Below are 18,341 nucleotides of genomic sequence, written 5' to 3' on the forward strand. Positions count from 1 at the left end.
TTACCCAGGCGCATTCACCTTACCACGGCTTCTGCTGGCTGGACTCGTGCAGCAGCTGCGCGTAGAGCTGGTGGCGGCGCTCGGCGATCGCTCCCGACGCCACTGCCGCCAGCACGCCGCAGCCGGGTTCGTTGGTGTGGTGGCAGTTGTAGAAGCGGCACTCCGTCAGCAGCGGACGGAACTCGGGGAAGGCGCGTTCCAGCATGCCTTCGCTCAGGTGGTACAGGCCGAATTCCTGGAAACCGGGCGAGTCGATCAGCGCACCATGGCGCCCGTCGACCATGCCCCAGTCCGCCGGCAGGTGATACAGCCGCGTGAAGGTGGTGGTGTGCTTGCCGGAATCAAGCTTGGCCGAGATCTCGCGCGTCTGCGCATCCACCCCGGGAATCAGCAGGTTCAGCAGCGACGACTTGCCCATGCCCGACTGGCCGATCAGGATGCTGGACAGCCCCGCCAGCCGCGGTTGCAGCGCCGCCAGCGCCTGTTCCGGGTTGGCGCGCACCGACAGTTCCAGCGTGTCATAGCCCAGCTCGCGGTACAGCGCCAGGCGCCGGCGCGCCTCGTCCAGCCGCTCGGGCAGGTCGGTCTTGTTGAGCACGATCAGGGGCCGGATCTCCAGCGCCTCGGCCGATACCAGCGCACGTCCCAGCAAGTCTTCGGAAAAGCCCGGCTCGGTCGCCAGCACGATGATGACCTGGTCGATATTGGCCGCCAGCAGCTTGGACTTGAACTGGTCGGAACGGTGCAGCAGGTTCTTGCGCGCCTGGACCCTGGTGATCACGCACTGGTCCGCCGCGGCGCGCTCGACGCTGACATGGTCGCCGACGGCGCTGTCGCTCTTCTTGCCGCGCGGGAAGGCATGCATGCGCGTGCCGTCGGCCAGCTCGACGACGTAGTGCCGGCCGTGCGCGGCGATGATCAGTGCGGGCTCGGCGCTTGTGCCTGCATTTGTGCCTGCATTTGCGCGTGCATTCGCGCCGGCATTATTGGCGCCGCCGGCGCCGCGGTGTCGGGAGGTACGGCTCATGCGTGCGCCAGCAACCGGTCGATCCGCTGCGCGGCGGGCGGATGCGAGTAGTAGAAGGCGCTGTAGAGCGGATCGGGCGTGAGGGTCGAAGCGTTGTCCTTGTACAGCTTCACCAGTGCCGACACCAGGTGGTCGGCGTTGGTCTGGTCGGCGGCGAAGGCGTCGGCCTCGAATTCATGGCGGCGCGACGACTGGCTCGACAGCGGCCCCAGCAGGAAGGTGAACACCGGCAGCGTCAGGAAGAACAGCACCAGTGCCAGCGCATGGTTGGATACGCCCAGGTTGGGCGCCACGCCGAGGCCCGTGTAGAACCACGTGCGCGTTGCCAGCCAGCCCAACAGCGCCAGGAATACCAGGCTCAGCGCAAAGGTGACGGCGATGCGCTTGGCCACGTGGCGGCGCTTGAAGTGGCCGAGTTCGTGCGCCAGCACCGCCTCGATCTCGTCGCCCGACAGGCGCGCCAGCAGCGTGTCGAAGAAGACGATGCGCTTGGCCGCGCCGAAGCCGGTGAAGTAGGCGTTGCCGTGCGCGCTGCGCTTGCTGCCGTCCATCACGAACAGGCCCTTGCTGGCAAAGCCGCAGCGCTGCATCAGGCCCTCGATGCGCTGGCGCAGCGATTCGTCGGCCAGCGGCTCGAACTTGTTGAACAGCGGCGCGATAAAGGTCGGGAACACCACCAGCAGGAACAGGTTGAAGCCCATCCATACCAGCCACGTCCACAGCCACCACAGCGAGCCGGCGCGTTCCATCAGCCACAGCACCGCCAGCAGCAGCGGCAGGCCCAGCACGCTGGCGACCGCCAGCATCTTGACCATGTCGGCCAGCCACAGGCCGAAGGTCATCTTGTTGAAGCCAAAGCGCTCCTCGATGCCGAACTGGCCATAGAGCGCGAAGGGCAGGTCGACCAGCCCCCCGATCACCGCCACGCTGGCGACCAGCGCCACGCCATACGCATAGCCCGGGCCGAAGGTCTCCAGCCAGAACTGGTTGAGCCACTGCAGCCCGCCCAGCATGGTGAAGCCGATCAGCACCGCGGCGCCTGCCAGCACTTCAAGCATCGACAGCCGGGTGCGGGCGACGGTGTAGTCGGCCGCCTTCTGGTGCGAGGCGAGCGAGATGGTGTCGGCAAACCGCGCCGGCACCGCGTTGCGGTGCTGTGCCACATGGCGCACCTGGCGCGCGGCCAGCCAGAGCTTGGTCAGCACCATCAGCACCAGCGCGGCGAGGAAGACAAAGGTGAACATCGGCAAGAGCCTTGGAACGGATATGCGAGAATTATAAGTTGTTCGCGTCCGCCTCCGCCGCCGACGCTTCCCCAAATCCCTTTCTCAGCAGTCCCGATGACCACCCACGCCACCGCCAAATCCGTCAAGAGCGAACACAACCTGATCTGGCTCGATATGGAAATGACCGGCTTGCAGCCGGATACCGACCGCATTATCGAAGTGGCGATCGTCATTACCGACTCCGAGCTCAATATCCTGGCCGAAGGCCCGGTGCTGGTGATCCACCAGAGCGACGCCGTGCTCGACGGCATGGACAACTGGAACAAGGGCACCCACGGCCGCTCCGGCCTGATCGACAAGGTCAAGGCGTCCACGCTGACCGAGGAGCAGGCCGAGGCCGAGCTGCTGGCCTTCCTCAAGCGCTGGGTGCCGGCCGGCAAGTCGCCGATGTGCGGCAACTCGATCTGCCAGGACCGCCGCTTCATGGCGCGCTACATGCCCAAGCTGGAGGCGTTCTTCCACTACCGCAACCTGGACGTGTCCACGCTCAAGGAGCTGTGCAAGCGCTGGGAGCCGGTCATCCACAAGGGCTTCGTCAAGCGCCAGCTGCACACGGCGCTGGCCGACATCCTGGAATCGGTGGAAGAGCTGCGCTACTACCGCACGCACTTTATCCGTCACACGCCGCCGGGCGCACCGGCCGCCGCTACTCCGGCCGCCGCTACTCCGGCTGCTGATACTCCGGCTGCCGACACCCCGGCGCAATAAGCCGACGCTAATAAGCCGGCGCTAATAAGCCGGCTTCGCGGCCTCCGACAACAACAACCAACCACCACCGACGGGGCGCGCGCTGCCCTCCCGGGCACCTCCCGTCGAGCCTGCCATGTTCGAGCGCATCGTATCCATCATCACGCCGGTCATCCTGATCATCCTGGTCGGGTGGCTGTACGGGCGCAAGGCCCACCCGGACATGGCCGGGATCAATCGCGCCACCCTCGATGTGATCGCGCCGCTGCTGGTGGTGTCGGCTTTTGTCAGCAAGGACTTCGTGCTGGCAGACCAGCTGGCGCTGCTGGTCTGTGCGGTGGCGGTGGTGCTCGGTTCGGGCGTGCTGGCGTGGGCGGTGGCGCGGCTGCTCAAGGTCGATCCGCGTACCTTCGTGCCGCCGATGATGTTCAACAACTGCGGCAACATGGGCTTGCCGCTGTCGGTCTTTGCCTTCGGCCACGCCGGGCTGGCTCCGGCGGTGGCGCTGTTCGCGGCGTCGAACCTGATGCACTTCACCCTCGGCCTGAAGATCGTCAACCGGCATGCGTCGATGGCACAGATCGCGCGCAACCCGATGGTGCTGGCCACGGTGGCCGGTGTCGGGCTGTCGCTGGCGCGGCCCTGGTTCACCTTGCCGGACCCGGTCTACCAGTCGGTCAAGCTGCTGGGCGATGCCACTGTGCCGCTGATGCTGTTCGCGCTGGGCGTGCGCATGAAGGACGTGAGCCTGCGCAACTGGGGCATGGGCGTGGTGGGCGCGGTGGCGTGCCCGCTGACCGGCGTCGCGGTGGCGCTGCTGCTGGCGCAGTGGGTGCCGCTGACGGAACTGCAGCGCGGGCTGCTGTTCGTTTTCGCGGCGCTGCCGCCGGCGGTGCTGAACTTCCTGATCGCCGACCATTTCCGGCAGGAGCCCGACCAGGTCGCGTCGATCGTGCTGCTCGGCAATATTGCCGCGGTGGTGTTCGTGCCGCTGGGGTTGTACCTGGGATTGCGCTGAGGCGCGGGATGGCTGCCGCCGGCAGGCGCCGGCGGCGCGGTTGGGGTGTGACTTACGCAGCAGGCTTGGCGCGCACCGCGTTCTTCGGCCGCCAGGCCTTGACCACGGCCTCGTCGGTTTCCATGTAAGGCCCGCCGATCAGGTCGATGCAATACGGCACCGCGGCAAAGATGCCTTGCACCACCGGCTTGCCGTCGGCATCGCGCAGGCCTTCCAGCGTCTCGCGGATGGCGCGCGGCTGGCCGGGCAGGTTGATGATCAGCGCGGCGCGGCTGGCGGTCTCGCGGATCACCGCCACCTGGCGCGACAGGATCGCGGTCGGCACGAAGTGCAGGCTTACTTGCCGCATCTGCTCGCCGAAGCCCGGCATTTCCTTGGTCGCCACGGCCAGCGTGGCCTCCGGCGTGACATCGCGCCGCGCCGGGCCGGTGCCGCCGGTGGTCAGCACCAGGTCGCAGCCGGCCACATCCACCAGCTCGATCAGCGTGCGCGAGATCTGCGCCTGCTCATCCGGGATCAGCCGCTCCACCGCCTGCCACGGCGAGGTCATCGTGCGGCCGAACCACTCGCGCAGCGCCGGGATGCCTTCATCCTGGTAGGTACCGGCCGAGGCGCGGTCCGAGACCGAGACAAAGCCGACGACGAGTTCGTCGGGATGGTTGCGGGATACCGGCTGCGTCGACTGCGTGGTCTGGGTCATGCCTCGGGCTCCGGTGAAGGGGCTGCGTCGGTGGAGGCAGCGCCGTCCTTGGCGTCGAGCGCTGCCTTGATGGCCTGGAACAGTTCGCGGAAGTAGCGCGGCGGCTTGGCCTGCTCCTTCTCCTTGCGTGCGTTGCGGATGATGTTGCGCAGCGACTGCACGTCGGCGACCGGGTGCTCGCCGAGGAAGCGCGTCAGCGCCGCGTCGTCGGCCAGCAGCAGCTCGCGCCAGCGCTCGATCAGGTGCATGCGGGCGGTCTCGGCCTTGCTGGTGCCCTTGAAGCCTTCCAGCGCGGCGCGGATCGCATCGACCTCGTCGTCGTCCAGGCCGCGCATGACCTTGCCCACGAACTGCATCTGGCGGCGCTTGCCTTCATGGCTGGTGATGCGGCGGGCCTCGTGGATGGCGTCGGCCAGCGACTCGGGCATGGGCACGCGCGCCAGCCGGTCCTTGGGCAGCGCTTCCAGCTCGGCGCCAAGGTCCTGCAGGGCGGTCATGTCGCGCTTGCGCTGCGACTTGCTTTTCGGTTCGTCGTCTTCGGGCTCCGGCGAAAACGCGCCGGGGAAGCGCGAGCCTTGGGAATTACGGGAATTTCGCGTCATGACCGGCATTTTATCTTGCTATGATTCCCGCTTGGACTTTTGATGACCCCCAGGCACGGATCCCCCATGGACCAGATCGCAGAACAGACCGCGCATTTCACCTACACCCAGGCCCAGCTCAGCGAGATGGCCGCCGATGTGCTGCGTGTGGCACGCGAGCTGGGCGCAACGGACGCCGCCACGGAGATCTCCGAAGGCAGCGGCCTGTCCGTATCGGTGCGCAAGGGGCAGGTGGAAACGATCGAGCAGAACCGCGACAAGGTGGTCGGCGTCACGGTCATGATCGGCAAGCGCCGCGGCAATGCCAGCACCTCGGACTTCTCGCCGGCCGCGCTGCGCGCCACTGCCGAGGCAGCCTACAACATCGCCCGCTTCACCGCGGAAGACGAGTGTGCGGGCCTGGCCGAGGAAGAGCTGCTGGAGCGCTCGCCGCAGGACCTGGACCTGTTCCATCCGTGGACCATCGATGCCGAGGCCGCCATCGACATCGCCACCCGCGCCGAGGCCGCCGCCTTCGCGGTGTCGCCGCGTATCCGCAACAGCGACGGCGCCAGCGTGTCGGCACAGCATTCGCAGTTCGTGCTGGCGACCACGCGCGGTTTCTCGGGCGGCTATCCGTATTCGCGCCATTTCATCTCGTGCGCGCCGATCGCCGGCAGCGGCAGCGGCATGCAGCGCGATGACTGGTACTCGTCCAAGCGCGCGCCGCTGGCACTGGCCAACCCCGAGGACATCGGCCGCTACGCCGCCGAGCGCGCGCTGGCGCGGCTGCAGGCGCGCAAGCTGTCCACGCGCCGCTGCCCGGTGCTGTTCGAGGCGCCGCTGGCCGCCGGCCTGCTGGGCGCCTTCGTGCAGGCGGTGTCGGGCGGGGCGCTGTACCGCAAGTCCACCTTCCTGTGCGATACGCTGGGCAAGGCCGTGTTCGCGCCGCACGTGCAGATCCACGAGCAGCCGCACACCCCGGGCGCGATGGGCAGCGCCCCGTTCGACGAAGAAGGCGTGCGCACGCGCGAGCGCGACGTGGTGCGCGACGGCGTGGTGCAGGGCTACTTCCTGTCGACCTATTCTGCGCGCAAGCTCGGCATGAAGACCACCGGCAACGCCGGCGGCTCGCACAACCTGACGCTGCACAGCAACCTGACCGAGCCTGGCGACGACTTCCCGGCGATGCTGCGCAAGCTCGGCACCGGCCTGCTCGTGACCGAACTGATGGGGCAGGGCGTCAACTACGTCACCGGCGATTATTCGCGCGGCGCGTCGGGCTACTGGGTCGAGAACGGCGTGATCCAGTACCCGGTGGAAGAAATCACCATTGCCGGCAATATGGCCGAGATGTTCCGGCAGATCGTTGCGATCGGCGCCGATTCGCTGATCCGCGGCACCAAGGAAACCGGCTCGATCCTGATCGAGCAGATGACCATCGCCGGCAACTGATCGGCACTGACCGACTGGCGAGCCGCCTGCGGGCGGCTCGCTTGCGTTTACGCGAGGAACATGCGGTACGCCGGGTTGTCGCTGACTTCCTGCCACGGATAGCCCAGCGTGGCCAGCCGCTCGCGGAAAGCCTGCACCTGGCCGTCGGTCACCTCGTCGGTCACCTGAATGCCGGCCAGCACCGATCCCGTATCGCCGCCCTGGTTGCGGTAGTGGAACAGGCTGATGTTCCAGTCCGGCGCCAGCGCCGACAGGAAGGCCATCAATGCCCCCGGCTTCTCGGGGAATTGAAAGCGGAACAGGCGCTCGCCGCGCGCCAGCGGCGAGCGGCCGCCGATCATATGCCGCACGTGCTCCTTGGCCACCTCGTCGGCGGTCAGGTCGATCGCCGGGAAGCCGTCGGCGTGCAGCGTGTCGAGGATCTCCGTCGCCTCGCCGGCCGTGCGCAGTTGCATGCCGACAAAGACGTGCGCGGTCTGCGCATCGGCAATCCGGTAGGTGAACTCGCTGATCTGCCTGTGGCCCACGCGGGCGCACAGGCGCCGGAACGCGCCGCAGGTTTCGGGCAGCGTCACGCCGAACATGGCTTCGCGCGCATTGCCCAGTTCGGCGCGATCCGCGACGAAACGCATGCGCTCGAAGTTGATATTGGCCCCGGAGGTCACCGCCACCAGCGTCTGGTTGCGCAGGCCCTCGCGCATCGCATACTGCTTGGCCGCTGCCACCGCCAGCGCGCCGGCGGGTTCCAGCACGCTGCGGGTGTCCTCGAACACATCCTTGATCGCCGCGCACAGCGCGTCGGTGTCGACGGTGACGATCTCGTCCAGATAGCGCCGGCACAGCCTGAAGGTCTCTTCGCCGACCAGCTTGACCGCGGTGCCGTCCGAGAACAGTCCCACTTCCTCCAGCTCGACGCGCCGCCCTGCGCGCACCGATTGCGCCATCGCGCACGAGTCGTCCGTCTGCACGCCGATGACCCTGATCTCCGGCCGCACCGCCTTGACGTAGGTGGCCACGCCCGCGGCGAGGCTGCCGCCGCCGATCGGCACGAAGATCGCGTGGATCGGGCCGCGGTGCGCGTTGAGGATTTCCGCCGCGACGGTTCCCTGGCCGGCGATGACATCGGGGTCATCGAATGCCGGGATGAAAGTCAGTCCGTGCTCGGCCTGCAGCTGCATCGCATGACGGTAGGCGTCGGTATAGGAGTCGCCGGCCTGCACCACCTCGACGGTGGGCCCGCCGTGCGCGCGCGCTGCGTCGACCTTGACCTGCGGCGCCGTGGTCGGCACTACGATCAGCGCGCGCACGCCGAGCCGCGCCGCGGACAGCGCCACGCCTTGCGCATGGTTGCCGGCCGAGGCGGTGATGACGCCGCGCCGCAGCGCTTCGGGGCTCAGCTGCGCCATCTTGTTGTAGGCGCCGCGCAGCTTGAACGAGAACACCGGCTGGGTGTCTTCGCGCTTGAGGTAGACCTGGTTGTGCAGCCGCGCGGACAGGTGCCTGGCAAAGTCCAGCTCCGTCTCGCGCGCCACATCGTAGACGCGCGCGGTCAGGATGCGCTTCAGGTAGGCGTGATGGTCGGATGCGGCGGAGGTGGCGACTTCGGTGGCGACTTCGGTGGTCGCTTCGGCAGTGGCTTGCATGGAGTGGCTCCGGGATTCGTTGTCGATTGCCCTGGAGCCGGAAAACAAAACACCCGCCTGCAGGGCGGGTGTTTGCGGAAATCTGGTTCTGGACGCGCGCTAACCCACCATTCGGAGAATGGTGCGAATAATTCGCGCGATGGGGAGGTGACGGCGGTCCATGGGGCAGACTTTGGGCGATGCGGCGGGATTTGTCAATGCCGCCGGCATCGGCTCAGGACTCTTCCGAAGGCGGCCGATCGTAGGTGACGAACGCATAGTCGAAGCCGTTGGCCTCGGAATGATGCGTCTCGCGCGCGGTTTCCAGCCATTGCGTGCGGTCGATCGGCGGGAAGAAGGCGTCGCCTTCCACGTCGGCATCGATTTCGGTCACGACCAGCCGGTCGGCGCTCGGCATCGCCTCGGCATACAGCTGCGCGCCGCCGATCAGGAAGATCTGGTCGACGCCCACGCACAGGCGCTGCGCGTCTTCCAGCGACGTTGCCACCTCGGCGCCTTCGATGCGCAGGTCCGGGTTGCGGCTGACCACGATATTGCGCCGGCCCGGCAGCGGGCGGCCGATCGAGTCCCAGGTCTTGCGGCCCATGATCACGGGCGCGCCCATGGTGGTGCGCTTGAAATGCGCCAGGTCTTCGGGCAGGCGCCACGGCAGCGTGTTGTCGCGGCCGATGGTGCCGTTGCGGGCCTTGGCGACTACCAGCGTCAGGATCGTCATACGGCCACCGGTGCCTTGATGGCGGCATGCGACTGGTAGCCGTCCAGTTCGAAGTCTTCGTAGCGGTAGTCGAAGATGCTGTCGGGCTTGCGCACGATCTTCAGTCGCGGCAGCGGCAGTGGCTCACGCGCCAGCTGGGTCTGCACCTGCTCGAAGTGGTTGTTGTAGATGTGGCAGTCGCCGCCGGTCCAGATAAAGTCGCCCACTTCCAGCCCGGCCTGCTGCGCGATCATGTGCGTCAGCAGCGCATAGCTGGCGATATTGAAGGGCACGCCCAGGAAAATATCGGCGCTGCGCTGGTACAGCTGGCACGACAGCTTGCCGTCGGCCACGTAGAACTGGAAGAACGCGTGGCAGGGCGGCAGCTTCATGCGCGGGATATCGGCCACGTTCCAGGCCGACACGATCAGCCGGCGCGAGTCCGGGTTGGCGCGGATCTGCGCCATCAGGTCGGTGATCTGGTCGATATGGCGGCCATCCGGCGCCGGCCACGAGCGCCACTGCGAGCCGTACACCGGGCCCAGTTCGCCGTTCTCGTCGGCCCATTCGTCCCAGATGCTGACGCCGTTTTCCTGCAGCCAGCGCACGTTGGTCGAGCCCTGCAGGAACCACAGCAGTTCCAGGATGATGGACTTCAGGTGCAGCTTCTTGGTGGTCACCACCGGGAAGCCTTCGCGCAGGTCGAAGCGCATCTGGTAGCCGAACACCGAGCGCGTGCCGGTGCCGGTGCGGTCGGCCTTGTCGGTGCCATGCTCGTACACATGGCGCATGAAGTCGAGATACTGTTTCATCGGCGCGGGGCAGGGGATGTGACGCGGGCGCTGGGACCCGCAAAGCAGGCATTTTAAAGCAAGAAGGGCCACCCTTCCGGGCGGCCCTTCCGTCAGCGGGCCGGGGCGGCTGCCCCGGCACGGCGGCAAGCCTTAGTGGCTGCCAGCCGGTTCCTGCTGGTCGCGGCGCTTCTGCACCAGGTAGCCGGCACCCAGCACGCCGCCGATGATCAGCACGTACAGGCCCCAGTTGACTACCGGGTTGGCCTCGAAGAAGGCCTTGACCAGCGGCTCGTGCACGATCATCTTGACCGCCGTGAACGCCAGCACGCCCGCGCCCACGTAGATGATGGCCGGGAAGCGCGACATCAGCTTGAGCACCAGGCTCGAGCCCCACACCACGATGGGGATGCTGATCAGCAGGCCCAGCACCACCAGCAGGAAGCTGCCGTGCGCGGCGCCGGCCACGGCCAGCACGTTGTCCACGCCCATCACCGCATCGGCGATGATGATGGTCTTCATCGCGCCCCACAGGGTCGCGGCGCCCGAGCCGTGCCCTTCTTCACCGCCTTCGTCGGAGAGCAGCTTGTAGGCGATCCACACCAGCGCCAGGCCACCGACCAGCAGCAGCCCGGGGATCTTCAGCAGCCAGACCACGCCGATCGTCATGGCCGAACGCACCACCACGGCACCGATGGTGCCCCAGATGATGGCCTTCTTTTGCAGGTGCGGGGGCAGGTTGCGTGCCGCCAGTGCGATCACGATGGCATTGTCGCCGGCCAGCACCAGGTCAATGACGACGATCGACAGCAGCGCCGTTAGGAACTGCATCGTGAACAGATCGGTAAACCACTCCATGAACTCTCCTCAGGGTACAAAACAGCGCAAACGCGCACGCTTAACGTTGGTTCGCCTGGATTCGCGGAGCACGGGGCATGGGGGCGCCTTTGCAAACCATGAAGTCCAGGTTGCAAAGGTCTTGCTCGACCACAAGCGCGGTATGCGCACCGGTGGTCAGCACAACCGGAGACGAAGTCCCGGAATGACGATTGTGCTAAGGGCATCAGCCCCGGAGCTACTCCCCTTTGAGGGTCGCGGGCCACGGAGGCCGCGCTGGGCGGCATTATAAACGAACTGTTGCCGGTGTGGCGCATTAGGGGAGATACCGACTCAAGTTGCGGTGGGTGCTGCATCGTGCCCCTCCCGGCATGCAACGGTGCGCAATCCGCCGGATGCACCTATCCTTGAAGCTCGGTTCCGCCCGATGCGCGCCGGACAGCACAGGAGCGGGTTGCGGAGACCGGCGCGCACGACATGCACAGCGCGACCTTGGGGAATACGCAGTGAAGCAGTGACCATTCGCGACCACACAAGGAAACGTCATGCCGGCTGTCCCGAACCCGCCGAACGCCCCTTCCCAGCACACCCAGCAGACCACTCCCCGCAACCACCACAACGGCCATGCCGTCTCGCCGGCGCCCGGCGCCCAACCCGCGCTGGTCGCCCTGGCCGACGGCCACGCCCACCGCCCGCCGCCACAGCCCGAGTTCGTGCAGCAGTATTGCGAGGACAGCGGCGCCCTGCGCCGGCAAGTGCTGGCCGGGCTGTGCGCCGAGCCGGCCGCGATCAGTCCCAAGTTCTTCTACGACGTGCTGGGCTCGCGCCTGTTCGAGGCGATCACCGACCTGCCCGAGTACTATCCGACACGCACCGAGGCAGCGATCTTTGCCAGCGCCGCCCCCGCCATCGCGGCACGCGCCGGCAGCGGCTGCGTGCTGGTGGACCTGGGCGCCGGCAATTGCGAGAAGGCCGCGCGCCTGTTCGGCAGCCTGCGGCCGGCACAGTACGTGGCCCTCGATATCTCGGTCGATTTCCTGCGCACGACGCTGTCGGCGCTGCAGCAGCAACATCCCGCCATCCCGATGCTGGGGCTGGGCGCCGACCTGTGCTCGCCGTTCGACCTGCCGCGCAATGTCAGGCGCGGCAGGCGGCTGTTTTTCTACCCGGGCTCGAGCATCGGCAATTTCTCCCCGATGGAAGCGCTGGCGCTATTGCAGCGGCTGCGCGGCGCGGCAGGGCGCGGCGATGGCGTGCTCATCGGCGTCGACCTGCACAAGGATGAGGCGGCGCTGGTGTCCGCCTACGACGATGCGCTGGGCGTCACCGCTGCCTTCAACCGCAATATGCTGCGCAACGTGAACCGGATCGTCGGCACCGACTTCGTGCTGGCAGACTGGCGCCACGTGGCCAGCTTCGACCGCGAGGCGTCGCGCATCCAGATGCACCTGGCGGCATGCCGCGACGTGCGCGTGCAGTGGGAGGGCGGCGCGCGCGAGTTCGGCGCGGGCGAGCGCATCCACACCGAGGATTCGTACAAGTACAAGCCTGACGATTTCGCGCTGCTGCTCGAAGCGGCCGGGTTTGAGGACCCGGTCTGCTGGACCGATCCGCGCGGCTGGTTCGCGGTGTTCCACGCGCGCGGCTGAGCCTGCCGGCCCTGCCCCGGGTTGCCGCCGGGCTGCTCCGGGCAGGGCCGGCAGGTGGTGTCATAATGGCCGCACCGGCGTGCGCTGCAGGCTGCACGCCGGTGCGGCCATTGCCTCCCCACTCCATCTAACTGCGAACTGCGCGGACTTGTCGATGAGCGGCTTTCCCATGCTTCCCGATCTCTATTTCACCGGCGGCAAGGCGGCCTGGTCCGACCCGCGCCGGCTGCCGCGCGAAGGCCTGGCGCAGGCGCTGGTCGAGACGCGCAACCGCACGCTGGCATGGCTGGCACCGTTCGGCCAGACCCGCCGCGCCTGGGACGTGCCGCGCCAGTATGACGCCGACCCGCCGCTATGGACACTGGGCCATGTTGCCTGGCATGCGGAGTGGTGGTGCCTGCGCGGCGTGCGCCAGGTAGACCGCGGCGGCGTGCCGGTGCCGGTGGCGTCCGAGCCCTCGCTGCTCGACGGCGCCGACGAATGGTTCGATCCCGACCGTATCGGCCCGGACGAGCGCTGGGAAGTCACGCTGCCCGACGTGGCCGTGGTCAAGCGCTATGCCGCCGATGTGCTCGACGGCTTGCTGCGCCGGGTGGCATTGCTGCCCGGCGACAGCGACCTGACCCTGTACCCGTACCGCCGCGCGCTGTTCCATGAAGATGGGCAGGGCGAGGGGCTGGCCGCGCTGCTGCAGGCGCTGGGCATGGCGCCCGCGGAATCGGCGCCCGCCACGGGCCTTGCCCGGCCAGCCGGGCAGGGCGGCACGCTGCAGTTCCCGGGCGGGCGCTTCACGCTGGGCTGGAGCGAGGCGGACGGCTTTGCGTGGCCCGACGAACTGCCGCCGCAACCGACCTATGTGCCGGCCTTCGAGATGGATGTCGCGCCGGTCAGCAACGCGCAGTTCCTGGAATTCATCGAAGACGGCGGCTACGAGCGGCCCGCGTGGTGGTCGGCGTCGGGCCGCCAGTGGCTGATGACGCAGGAGCGCTCGTCCCCGCGCTACTGGTCACGCCATCCGGACTCGCGCCAATGGATGGTGGAGCGCTTCGGCACGCTGCGCACGCTCAATCCCGACGAAGCGGTGCGCCACGTGACGCTGTTCGAAGCACAGGCGTGGTGTGTGTGGGCCGGCCGGCGCCTGCCGGCGGAATCGGAATGGGAGCTGGCAGCCACGCAGAACCGCGGGCTGCAATGGGGCGCGTTGCGCGAGTGGACGGCGACGCCGTACGAGCCTTACGCGGGCTTCAACGCGGCGCCGTCGGACGGCGAGTTTGTCGGCCGCTTCAGCACGCACCAGGCGGTGCGCGGCGTATCGTTCGCCAGCCCGTCGCGGCTGCGCCATGCGCGGGCGCGCTGGGCGCTGCTGCCGGAGGATGACCTGGCGTTCGTCGGCTTCCGGACCTGCGCGCTGTAGCGTCTTTCGCGCGCATGCAAAAAGGGCACCCTCGGGTGCCCTTTTTGCTGCCGGTGGCAAGGTGCGCTCAGCGCACCGGCCCATCAACGCTCGTAGCGCGAGCGGCTGTTGCGGTTGCCGCCATTGCCACCGTTGCCACCATAACCGCCGCCAAAGCCGCGGTTGCCGTCACGGTTGCCGAAGCTGCGGCCTTCGCCGTTGCCGCGGTAGCCGCCGCCGTTGCGGTTGTCGTCGCCGAAGCTGCGGGCGCCATCGCGGTTGCCGAAGCCGCCGCGGTTGTCATCGCCGAAGCTGCGGCCGCCTTCGCGGTTGCCGAAGCCGCGAGCGCCGTCGTTGGCGCCACGATAGCCACCATTGCCGGCGGTGCCGCCCTGGCCACGGTAGCCGCCTTCACGGTTGCCGAAGCCGCCGCGGTTGTCGTCGCCGAACGGGCGCGCGCCTTCCGTGCGGTTGCCGAAGCCGCGGCTTTCGCCGCCGAACTTGCGGTCGCCAAAGCTGCGCTCGCCGCCGTTGCCGCCGAACTTGCGGTCACCGAAGCTGCGTTCGCCGCCACGGTAGCCGCCGCCATTGCCACGGAAATCACCACGGCCGCCCGGCTTGCCGCCGAAGTTCGAGCGCGGCTTGGGCTGGCGGCGCGGCTCCAGGCCTTCGATCACCGAAGCGTCGACGCGCTGGTTGGTAAAGCGCTCGATGCGGCGCCACTGGAACACGTCGCCGTGGTTGACCAGGTTGATGGCGATGCCCGAGCGGCCCGCGCGGCCGGTGCGGCCGATGCGGTGCACGTAGTCCTCGGCCTGCTTGGGCAGGTCGAAGTTCACCACGTGGGTGATGTCGGGCACGTCGATGCCGCGTGCGGCCACGTCGGTGGCCACCAGGATGCGCAGGTTGCCGCGGCGCAGGGCCGTCAGCGTGCGGTTGCGCGCGCCCTGGGTCATGTCGCCGTGCAGCGCGCCGGCGGCAAAGCCGGTGTCGGACAGGCGCTCGGCCAGCGAGTCGGCATCGCGCTTGGTCGCGGTGAAGACGATGGCCTGCTTCAGGCCGACATCGCGCAGCAGGTGGTCAAGCAGGCGCTCCTTGTGCGACATGTCGTCGGTGTAGTGCAGGCGCTGCTCGATATGGCTCTGGTCGGCGCGGGCCGCGGCGATCTCGATGCGTTGCGGATCCTTCAGCTGGCGCGAGGCGAGCTGGGCGATGCGCGCATCCAGCGTGGCCGAGAACATCAGCGTCTGGCGAGAAGCCGGCGTGGCGTTGACGATGGCGTCGATGTCGTCGGCAAAGCCCATGTCGAGCATGCGGTCGGCCTCGTCGAACACCAGCATCTGCAGTGCCGACAGGTCGATGCGGCCGGCGTCGATATGGTCGAGCAGGCGGCCCGGCGTCGCCACCAGGATGTCAGGCATCTTGGACAGCGCGGCCAGCTGCTTGGGGTAGGGCATGCCGCCCAGGATGCTGGCGCAGACGATGCGGCGCAGGTTGCGGCCGTACTTGGCGGCGGCTTCGGTCACCTGCAGCGCCAGTTCGCGCGTCGGGGTCAGCACCAGCAGCGCGGGCTGGGCCGGCGACGGACGGGGGCGCTTGCCCTTCATGCGCTTGGCGGGTTCAGTCGAGCGCTGCGGCGCCGGCATTTCACTGATGCGCTGGATCGCCGGCAGCATGAATGCGGCGGTCTTGCCCGAGCCGGTCTGGCTCGACACCAGCAGGTCGCGGCCGGCCAGGAAGGCGGGAATGGCCTGGGCCTGCACCGGAGTCGGCGTGTTGTAGTTCAGTTCGGAAAGCGCGCGCAGGATGGCCGCGTCGAGGCCAAGCTTGGCAAAGCCGCTTTCGGTCGCAGCGGTTTCAGTGGCGGCCTGGGCTTCGGCTGCCGGGCTGCCGTTGAGCATGGCGTCGAGCTTGTCGAGCGGGCTCTCGATAATCTGGGCAGCGTCGGAAGTGATCGAAGCGTCGGTCGCGGAGGCAATAGCTTGCTCCGCACGAATGTCGTGCTGGGTCATGTCGTAATGATCAAATAAATGCATGGCACCCCGAACGCAGAATGGGGTGGGCGCAGTGCAAAGTCTTAAAAAGGCTTCGGCGCCAATCGGTGAGGCCGTTACGACAGACACAGCTGGCAGTACGGCGGCAGGCAGGGCGTTGGCTGGTTCCGCTGGGCGGTCCGGCCATGTCCCTGGCAGGCAAACAGCTCAGGTTTCAGGCTGTTCAACAGGATCGGAGACGAGGCGACGTCAGGTGAGCGGTGCGTTCTGCTGGGCGGCTGGCGCAAACAACAACTAGGCGTCCGGCAGCGAGGAAACAGAGCTTGGGAGGGCAGCGGATTCGCCGCGGCATTGAGGTGAAGCCGGTGCCGGGCGGTTGGCGGATCTCACAGTTGCGAAACTCACGGCGCGGATTATAGCAGAGTGAGAAAATTTTGTTGCACTGCGAAAACGTAACCAGATATGTCAGCCTGGCGTCACCTGCATGCGCCGCTGGCGACACCCTGGCGCGCCGCAGGCGCCGGCCGGGTTGAAAGGCCGCGGCCCCTGCCTATACTGGAGGCGCGAGCACACAGGATGCCCGCACGGGGCGGACGAAAAACGTTCCCGCTTTGACCTCCTCCAGCGGCATTGCGCCACTGCTAGCGGCAAGCATTGCGGTCATTGCCCCAAGCGCCAGTCTTCCTGCGACTCTCCGGGTGGTCCGGATGGGCGTCCGCTTCATGGGCGGAATCATGGGAAGCCTGCCTGGCAAAGAATGACCGAACTGTTGACCGCGTGACCGAGAAGGTCCGGGCCCGTCCGCAACCAAGCCCGCCAGTGACTGGCGGGCTTTTCATTTGATCGACCGCTTCTCTCTACCCGTTGCCGCCCGCGCTTAGCCGCCCGTCCCCTTGTCTGCAGGTTTTCGGGGCAACCGGCCCAGCGGGACTTCCCGCGGCATCACGTGGCGATTGCCGGGCAGGCCGCCCGGGTAATCGACGATGCGCGCCGGTCCGCTGCGCCGCAGCCCATGCCATCCCTGGCCGCCGGCGGTGCGCCCGCCGCCCAGGATGGCGGTCATGGCCTGCCGGTCGAGATCCACGCTGTCGGACAAATCCTTGATGACGATTACTGCCATGGCTGTCTCCGGTAATGCGGCGCCACGGCCATGCGGCCGCGGGACCGCTTCAGTATAGGCGGCGGCCCGCGGTGCACTTGCGGGCCGGCCGCCGCTCCCCGTATTACCCAGGCGCTCAGACCGCGGCGAAGTTGCCGGCCCATTGCGACGGGTTGACATCGACGCTCACAGGGCCTGCGCCGTGGCCGACGAAGCTGTTGTTGAGCGTGTTGACATTGATGCTCTGCAGCTGGGCGATGTTCTGGTTGACGTTGACGGTCACGTTGGCCAGCGGGCCGACGTTGCCGACACCGCGGGTGAGCCAGGAATTGCCGCCGCGCACGGCGCGCAGCGAGGCACGGTCGAGGTCTTTGCTGACGGCGAGGTCGCGAACGATGATGGATGACATGATGGCGCTCCTTCAGGTGATTCGATGAGGGTTCCGGAGCGGCTGGCGCGGGGCTTGCATATGGCCACCGCGCGCCGCGGCCGTGGCTGGATCAGCCGTAGATGTTGTTGGTGGCGTTCTGGTTGGTGTGCACGTTCGACTTGACGTGATCCAGGAAGGCCGAGCCGTTGCCGTTCAGGTTGGTAACGGTCTGCATCTGTGCGATCGACTGCTTGGCGTCGATGCTGCCGTCGAACGCCAGCTTGATCGGCGCGTAGACGGCGGCGAAGGGCAGGTAGGCGAGGCCGCCGCGCACGGCGTGCATGCGCTTGCTGTCGAGGGTTTCGGCGGCGGACAGGTCTTTGATGGTCAGCGTGGTCATGATGGTCTCCGGGTCTCGGTATGTGTGAGTGGGCAGCTATGGCGCGGGGCTCAGCCGTAGATGTTGTTGGTGGCGTTCTGGTTGGTGTGCACGTTCGACTTGACGTGGTCCAGGAACGCGGAGCCGTTGCCGTTCAGGTTGGTGACAGACTGCATTTGCGCGATTTCCTGCGTGGCGGTGATGCTCTTGTCGATCGACAGCTTCAGCGGCATGTACACCGCGGCGAACGGCATGTAGGTCATGCCGCCGCGCACGGCTTGCATGCCCTTGCGGTCCAGGGTTTCGGCGGAGGACAGGTCCTTGATGGTCAGCGTGGTCATGATGGTCTCCAGTGGCGGAAGGTATTGCGTTTGGGTTTGGATTCGAGCATCGGGTTGGTGTCGCGCTCGGTTGGGATATCGCAGGGAGCGTGCCAGCGCCGCAGCCGGCTGCGCGCGCCGCGCGCAAATGCCTGAAAACAAGGGGTTTTTGACGGGCATGTCGGCTTTCCGGCACCGGTCGTGTGCGCCATTGCGGGCCACTGGATGGCGGTGCCCGGCCAACATGTGTGGCGCCGGTGTTGGCCCCGCAGTGACAGTCGGCGCCGATCGCGGCCGACGAATGCCGGCGCCGCACGCGCACGGCGTTGCGTGCCGGCAGCGCAGCGCAAGCGCACGGATTGCGCATGCCATGGGTGCGCACTAGTATCCATCGAAGACAGGGCAATTTCGCACTGCA

The 18,341-nt window shown here is 67.5% G+C and carries 18 protein-coding genes; 5 read left to right on the plus strand and 13 right to left on the minus strand.

From position 1 onward, the window contains the following. Positions 1–19: 19 nt before the first annotated feature. Both rsgA and ACAD63_RS05055 read right to left on the minus strand, forming a co-directional pair. Positions 20–1,027: a ribosome small subunit-dependent GTPase A gene (rsgA, locus tag ACAD63_RS05050; protein WP_135705619.1), complete on the minus strand. Its 1,008-nt coding sequence runs from the start codon at positions 1,025–1,027 to the stop codon at positions 20–22. After that, positions 1,024–2,271: a M48 family metallopeptidase gene (locus ACAD63_RS05055; RefSeq protein ID WP_434033520.1), complete on the minus strand. Its 1,248-nt coding sequence runs from the start codon at positions 2,269–2,271 to the stop codon at positions 1,024–1,026. Before ACAD63_RS05055 ends, rsgA begins: the two co-directional genes overlap by 4 nt. 96 nt (positions 2,272–2,367) lie before the next feature. Here ACAD63_RS05055 and orn point away from each other — a divergent pair, with 96 nt between their 5' ends. Further along, positions 2,368–3,021, plus strand: a complete 654-nt coding sequence (orn, locus tag ACAD63_RS05060; protein ID WP_135705617.1) for an oligoribonuclease — start codon at positions 2,368–2,370, stop codon at positions 3,019–3,021. Positions 3,022–3,136: 115 nt separating this feature from the next. Beyond that, entirely contained in the window at positions 3,137–4,018 is an 882-nt protein-coding gene (locus ACAD63_RS05065; RefSeq protein WP_133093071.1) for an AEC family transporter, read from the plus strand. 52 nt (positions 4,019–4,070) lie between these two features. On the opposite strand, the gene mog is transcribed toward ACAD63_RS05065, so the two are convergent. Both mog and yjgA read right to left on the minus strand, forming a co-directional pair. Next, a complete protein-coding gene (gene mog / locus ACAD63_RS05070) occupies positions 4,071–4,718 on the minus strand; it encodes a molybdopterin adenylyltransferase (protein ID WP_135705615.1) in 648 nt (215 codons plus the stop codon). Continuing rightward, positions 4,715–5,320, minus strand: a complete 606-nt coding sequence (gene yjgA / locus ACAD63_RS05075) for a ribosome biogenesis factor YjgA (RefSeq protein WP_276609583.1) — start codon at positions 5,318–5,320, stop codon at positions 4,715–4,717. Before yjgA ends, mog begins: the two co-directional genes overlap by 4 nt. Positions 5,321–5,386: 66 nt before the next feature. On the opposite strand from yjgA, the gene pmbA reads away from it, so the two are divergent. Then, a complete protein-coding gene (gene pmbA / locus ACAD63_RS05080; RefSeq protein ID WP_135705614.1) occupies positions 5,387–6,754 on the plus strand; it encodes a metalloprotease PmbA in 1,368 nt (455 codons plus the stop codon). Positions 6,755–6,801: 47 nt separating this feature from the next. Here the strand turns inward: pmbA and ilvA are convergent, their stop codons facing one another. The 4 genes from ilvA to ACAD63_RS05100 all read right to left on the minus strand — a co-directional run bounded on the left by ilvA (position 6,802) and on the right by ACAD63_RS05100 (position 10,740). Beyond that, complete coding sequence (ilvA, locus tag ACAD63_RS05085) at positions 6,802–8,397, minus strand: threonine ammonia-lyase, biosynthetic (RefSeq protein ID WP_434033521.1); 1,596 nt, start codon at positions 8,395–8,397, stop codon at positions 6,802–6,804. 214 nt (positions 8,398–8,611) lie between these two features. Further along, entirely contained in the window at positions 8,612–9,112 is a 501-nt protein-coding gene (locus ACAD63_RS05090) for a dihydrofolate reductase (protein WP_133093066.1), read from the minus strand. Then, the gene (locus ACAD63_RS05095; RefSeq protein WP_133093065.1) at positions 9,109–9,903 is read right to left on the minus strand and encodes a thymidylate synthase; all 795 of its coding nucleotides are present in this window, start codon (positions 9,901–9,903) and stop codon (positions 9,109–9,111) included. Before ACAD63_RS05095 ends, ACAD63_RS05090 begins: the two co-directional genes overlap by 4 nt. 132 nt (positions 9,904–10,035) lie before the next feature. Beyond that, complete coding sequence (locus tag ACAD63_RS05100; protein ID WP_133093064.1) at positions 10,036–10,740, minus strand: TerC family protein; 705 nt, start codon at positions 10,738–10,740, stop codon at positions 10,036–10,038. A 524-nt stretch (positions 10,741–11,264) separates the two neighbouring features. Between ACAD63_RS05100 and egtD the strand changes: the two genes are divergently transcribed. Next, positions 11,265–12,368, plus strand: a complete 1,104-nt coding sequence (gene egtD / locus ACAD63_RS05105; protein WP_195427348.1) for an L-histidine N(alpha)-methyltransferase — start codon at positions 11,265–11,267, stop codon at positions 12,366–12,368. 154 nt (positions 12,369–12,522) lie between these two features. Beyond that, on the plus strand, positions 12,523–13,782 hold the full coding sequence (locus tag ACAD63_RS05110; RefSeq protein ID WP_195427349.1) for an SUMF1/EgtB/PvdO family nonheme iron enzyme: 1,260 nt from the start codon (positions 12,523–12,525) through the stop codon (positions 13,780–13,782). An 83-nt stretch (positions 13,783–13,865) separates the two neighbouring features. Here ACAD63_RS05110 and ACAD63_RS05115 read toward each other — a convergent pair whose 3' ends face one another. From ACAD63_RS05115 to ACAD63_RS05135, 5 genes are all read right to left on the minus strand, one after another. After that, the gene (locus ACAD63_RS05115) at positions 13,866–15,773 is read right to left on the minus strand and encodes a DEAD/DEAH box helicase (protein WP_434033522.1); all 1,908 of its coding nucleotides are present in this window, start codon (positions 15,771–15,773) and stop codon (positions 13,866–13,868) included. An 859-nt stretch (positions 15,774–16,632) separates the two neighbouring features. Beyond that, positions 16,633–16,875, minus strand: a complete 243-nt coding sequence (locus ACAD63_RS05120; protein ID WP_133093060.1) for a hypothetical protein — start codon at positions 16,873–16,875, stop codon at positions 16,633–16,635. Between the two features lie 115 nt (positions 16,876–16,990). Next, positions 16,991–17,263, minus strand: coding sequence for a hypothetical protein (locus ACAD63_RS05125; protein ID WP_133093059.1), 273 nt, complete (start codon positions 17,261–17,263; stop codon positions 16,991–16,993). 91 nt (positions 17,264–17,354) lie between these two features. Continuing rightward, complete coding sequence (locus tag ACAD63_RS05130) at positions 17,355–17,624, minus strand: hypothetical protein (RefSeq protein ID WP_133093058.1); 270 nt, start codon at positions 17,622–17,624, stop codon at positions 17,355–17,357. Positions 17,625–17,674: 50 nt separating this feature from the next. Continuing rightward, positions 17,675–17,944: a hypothetical protein gene (locus tag ACAD63_RS05135; protein WP_116320898.1), complete on the minus strand. Its 270-nt coding sequence runs from the start codon at positions 17,942–17,944 to the stop codon at positions 17,675–17,677. Positions 17,945–18,341: the final 397 nt, after the last annotated feature.

Origin of the sequence: Cupriavidus sp. a3 (assembly GCF_051015765.1) — a bacterium.
Classification (GTDB): Bacteria; Pseudomonadota; Gammaproteobacteria; order Burkholderiales; family Burkholderiaceae; genus Cupriavidus; species Cupriavidus oxalaticus_A.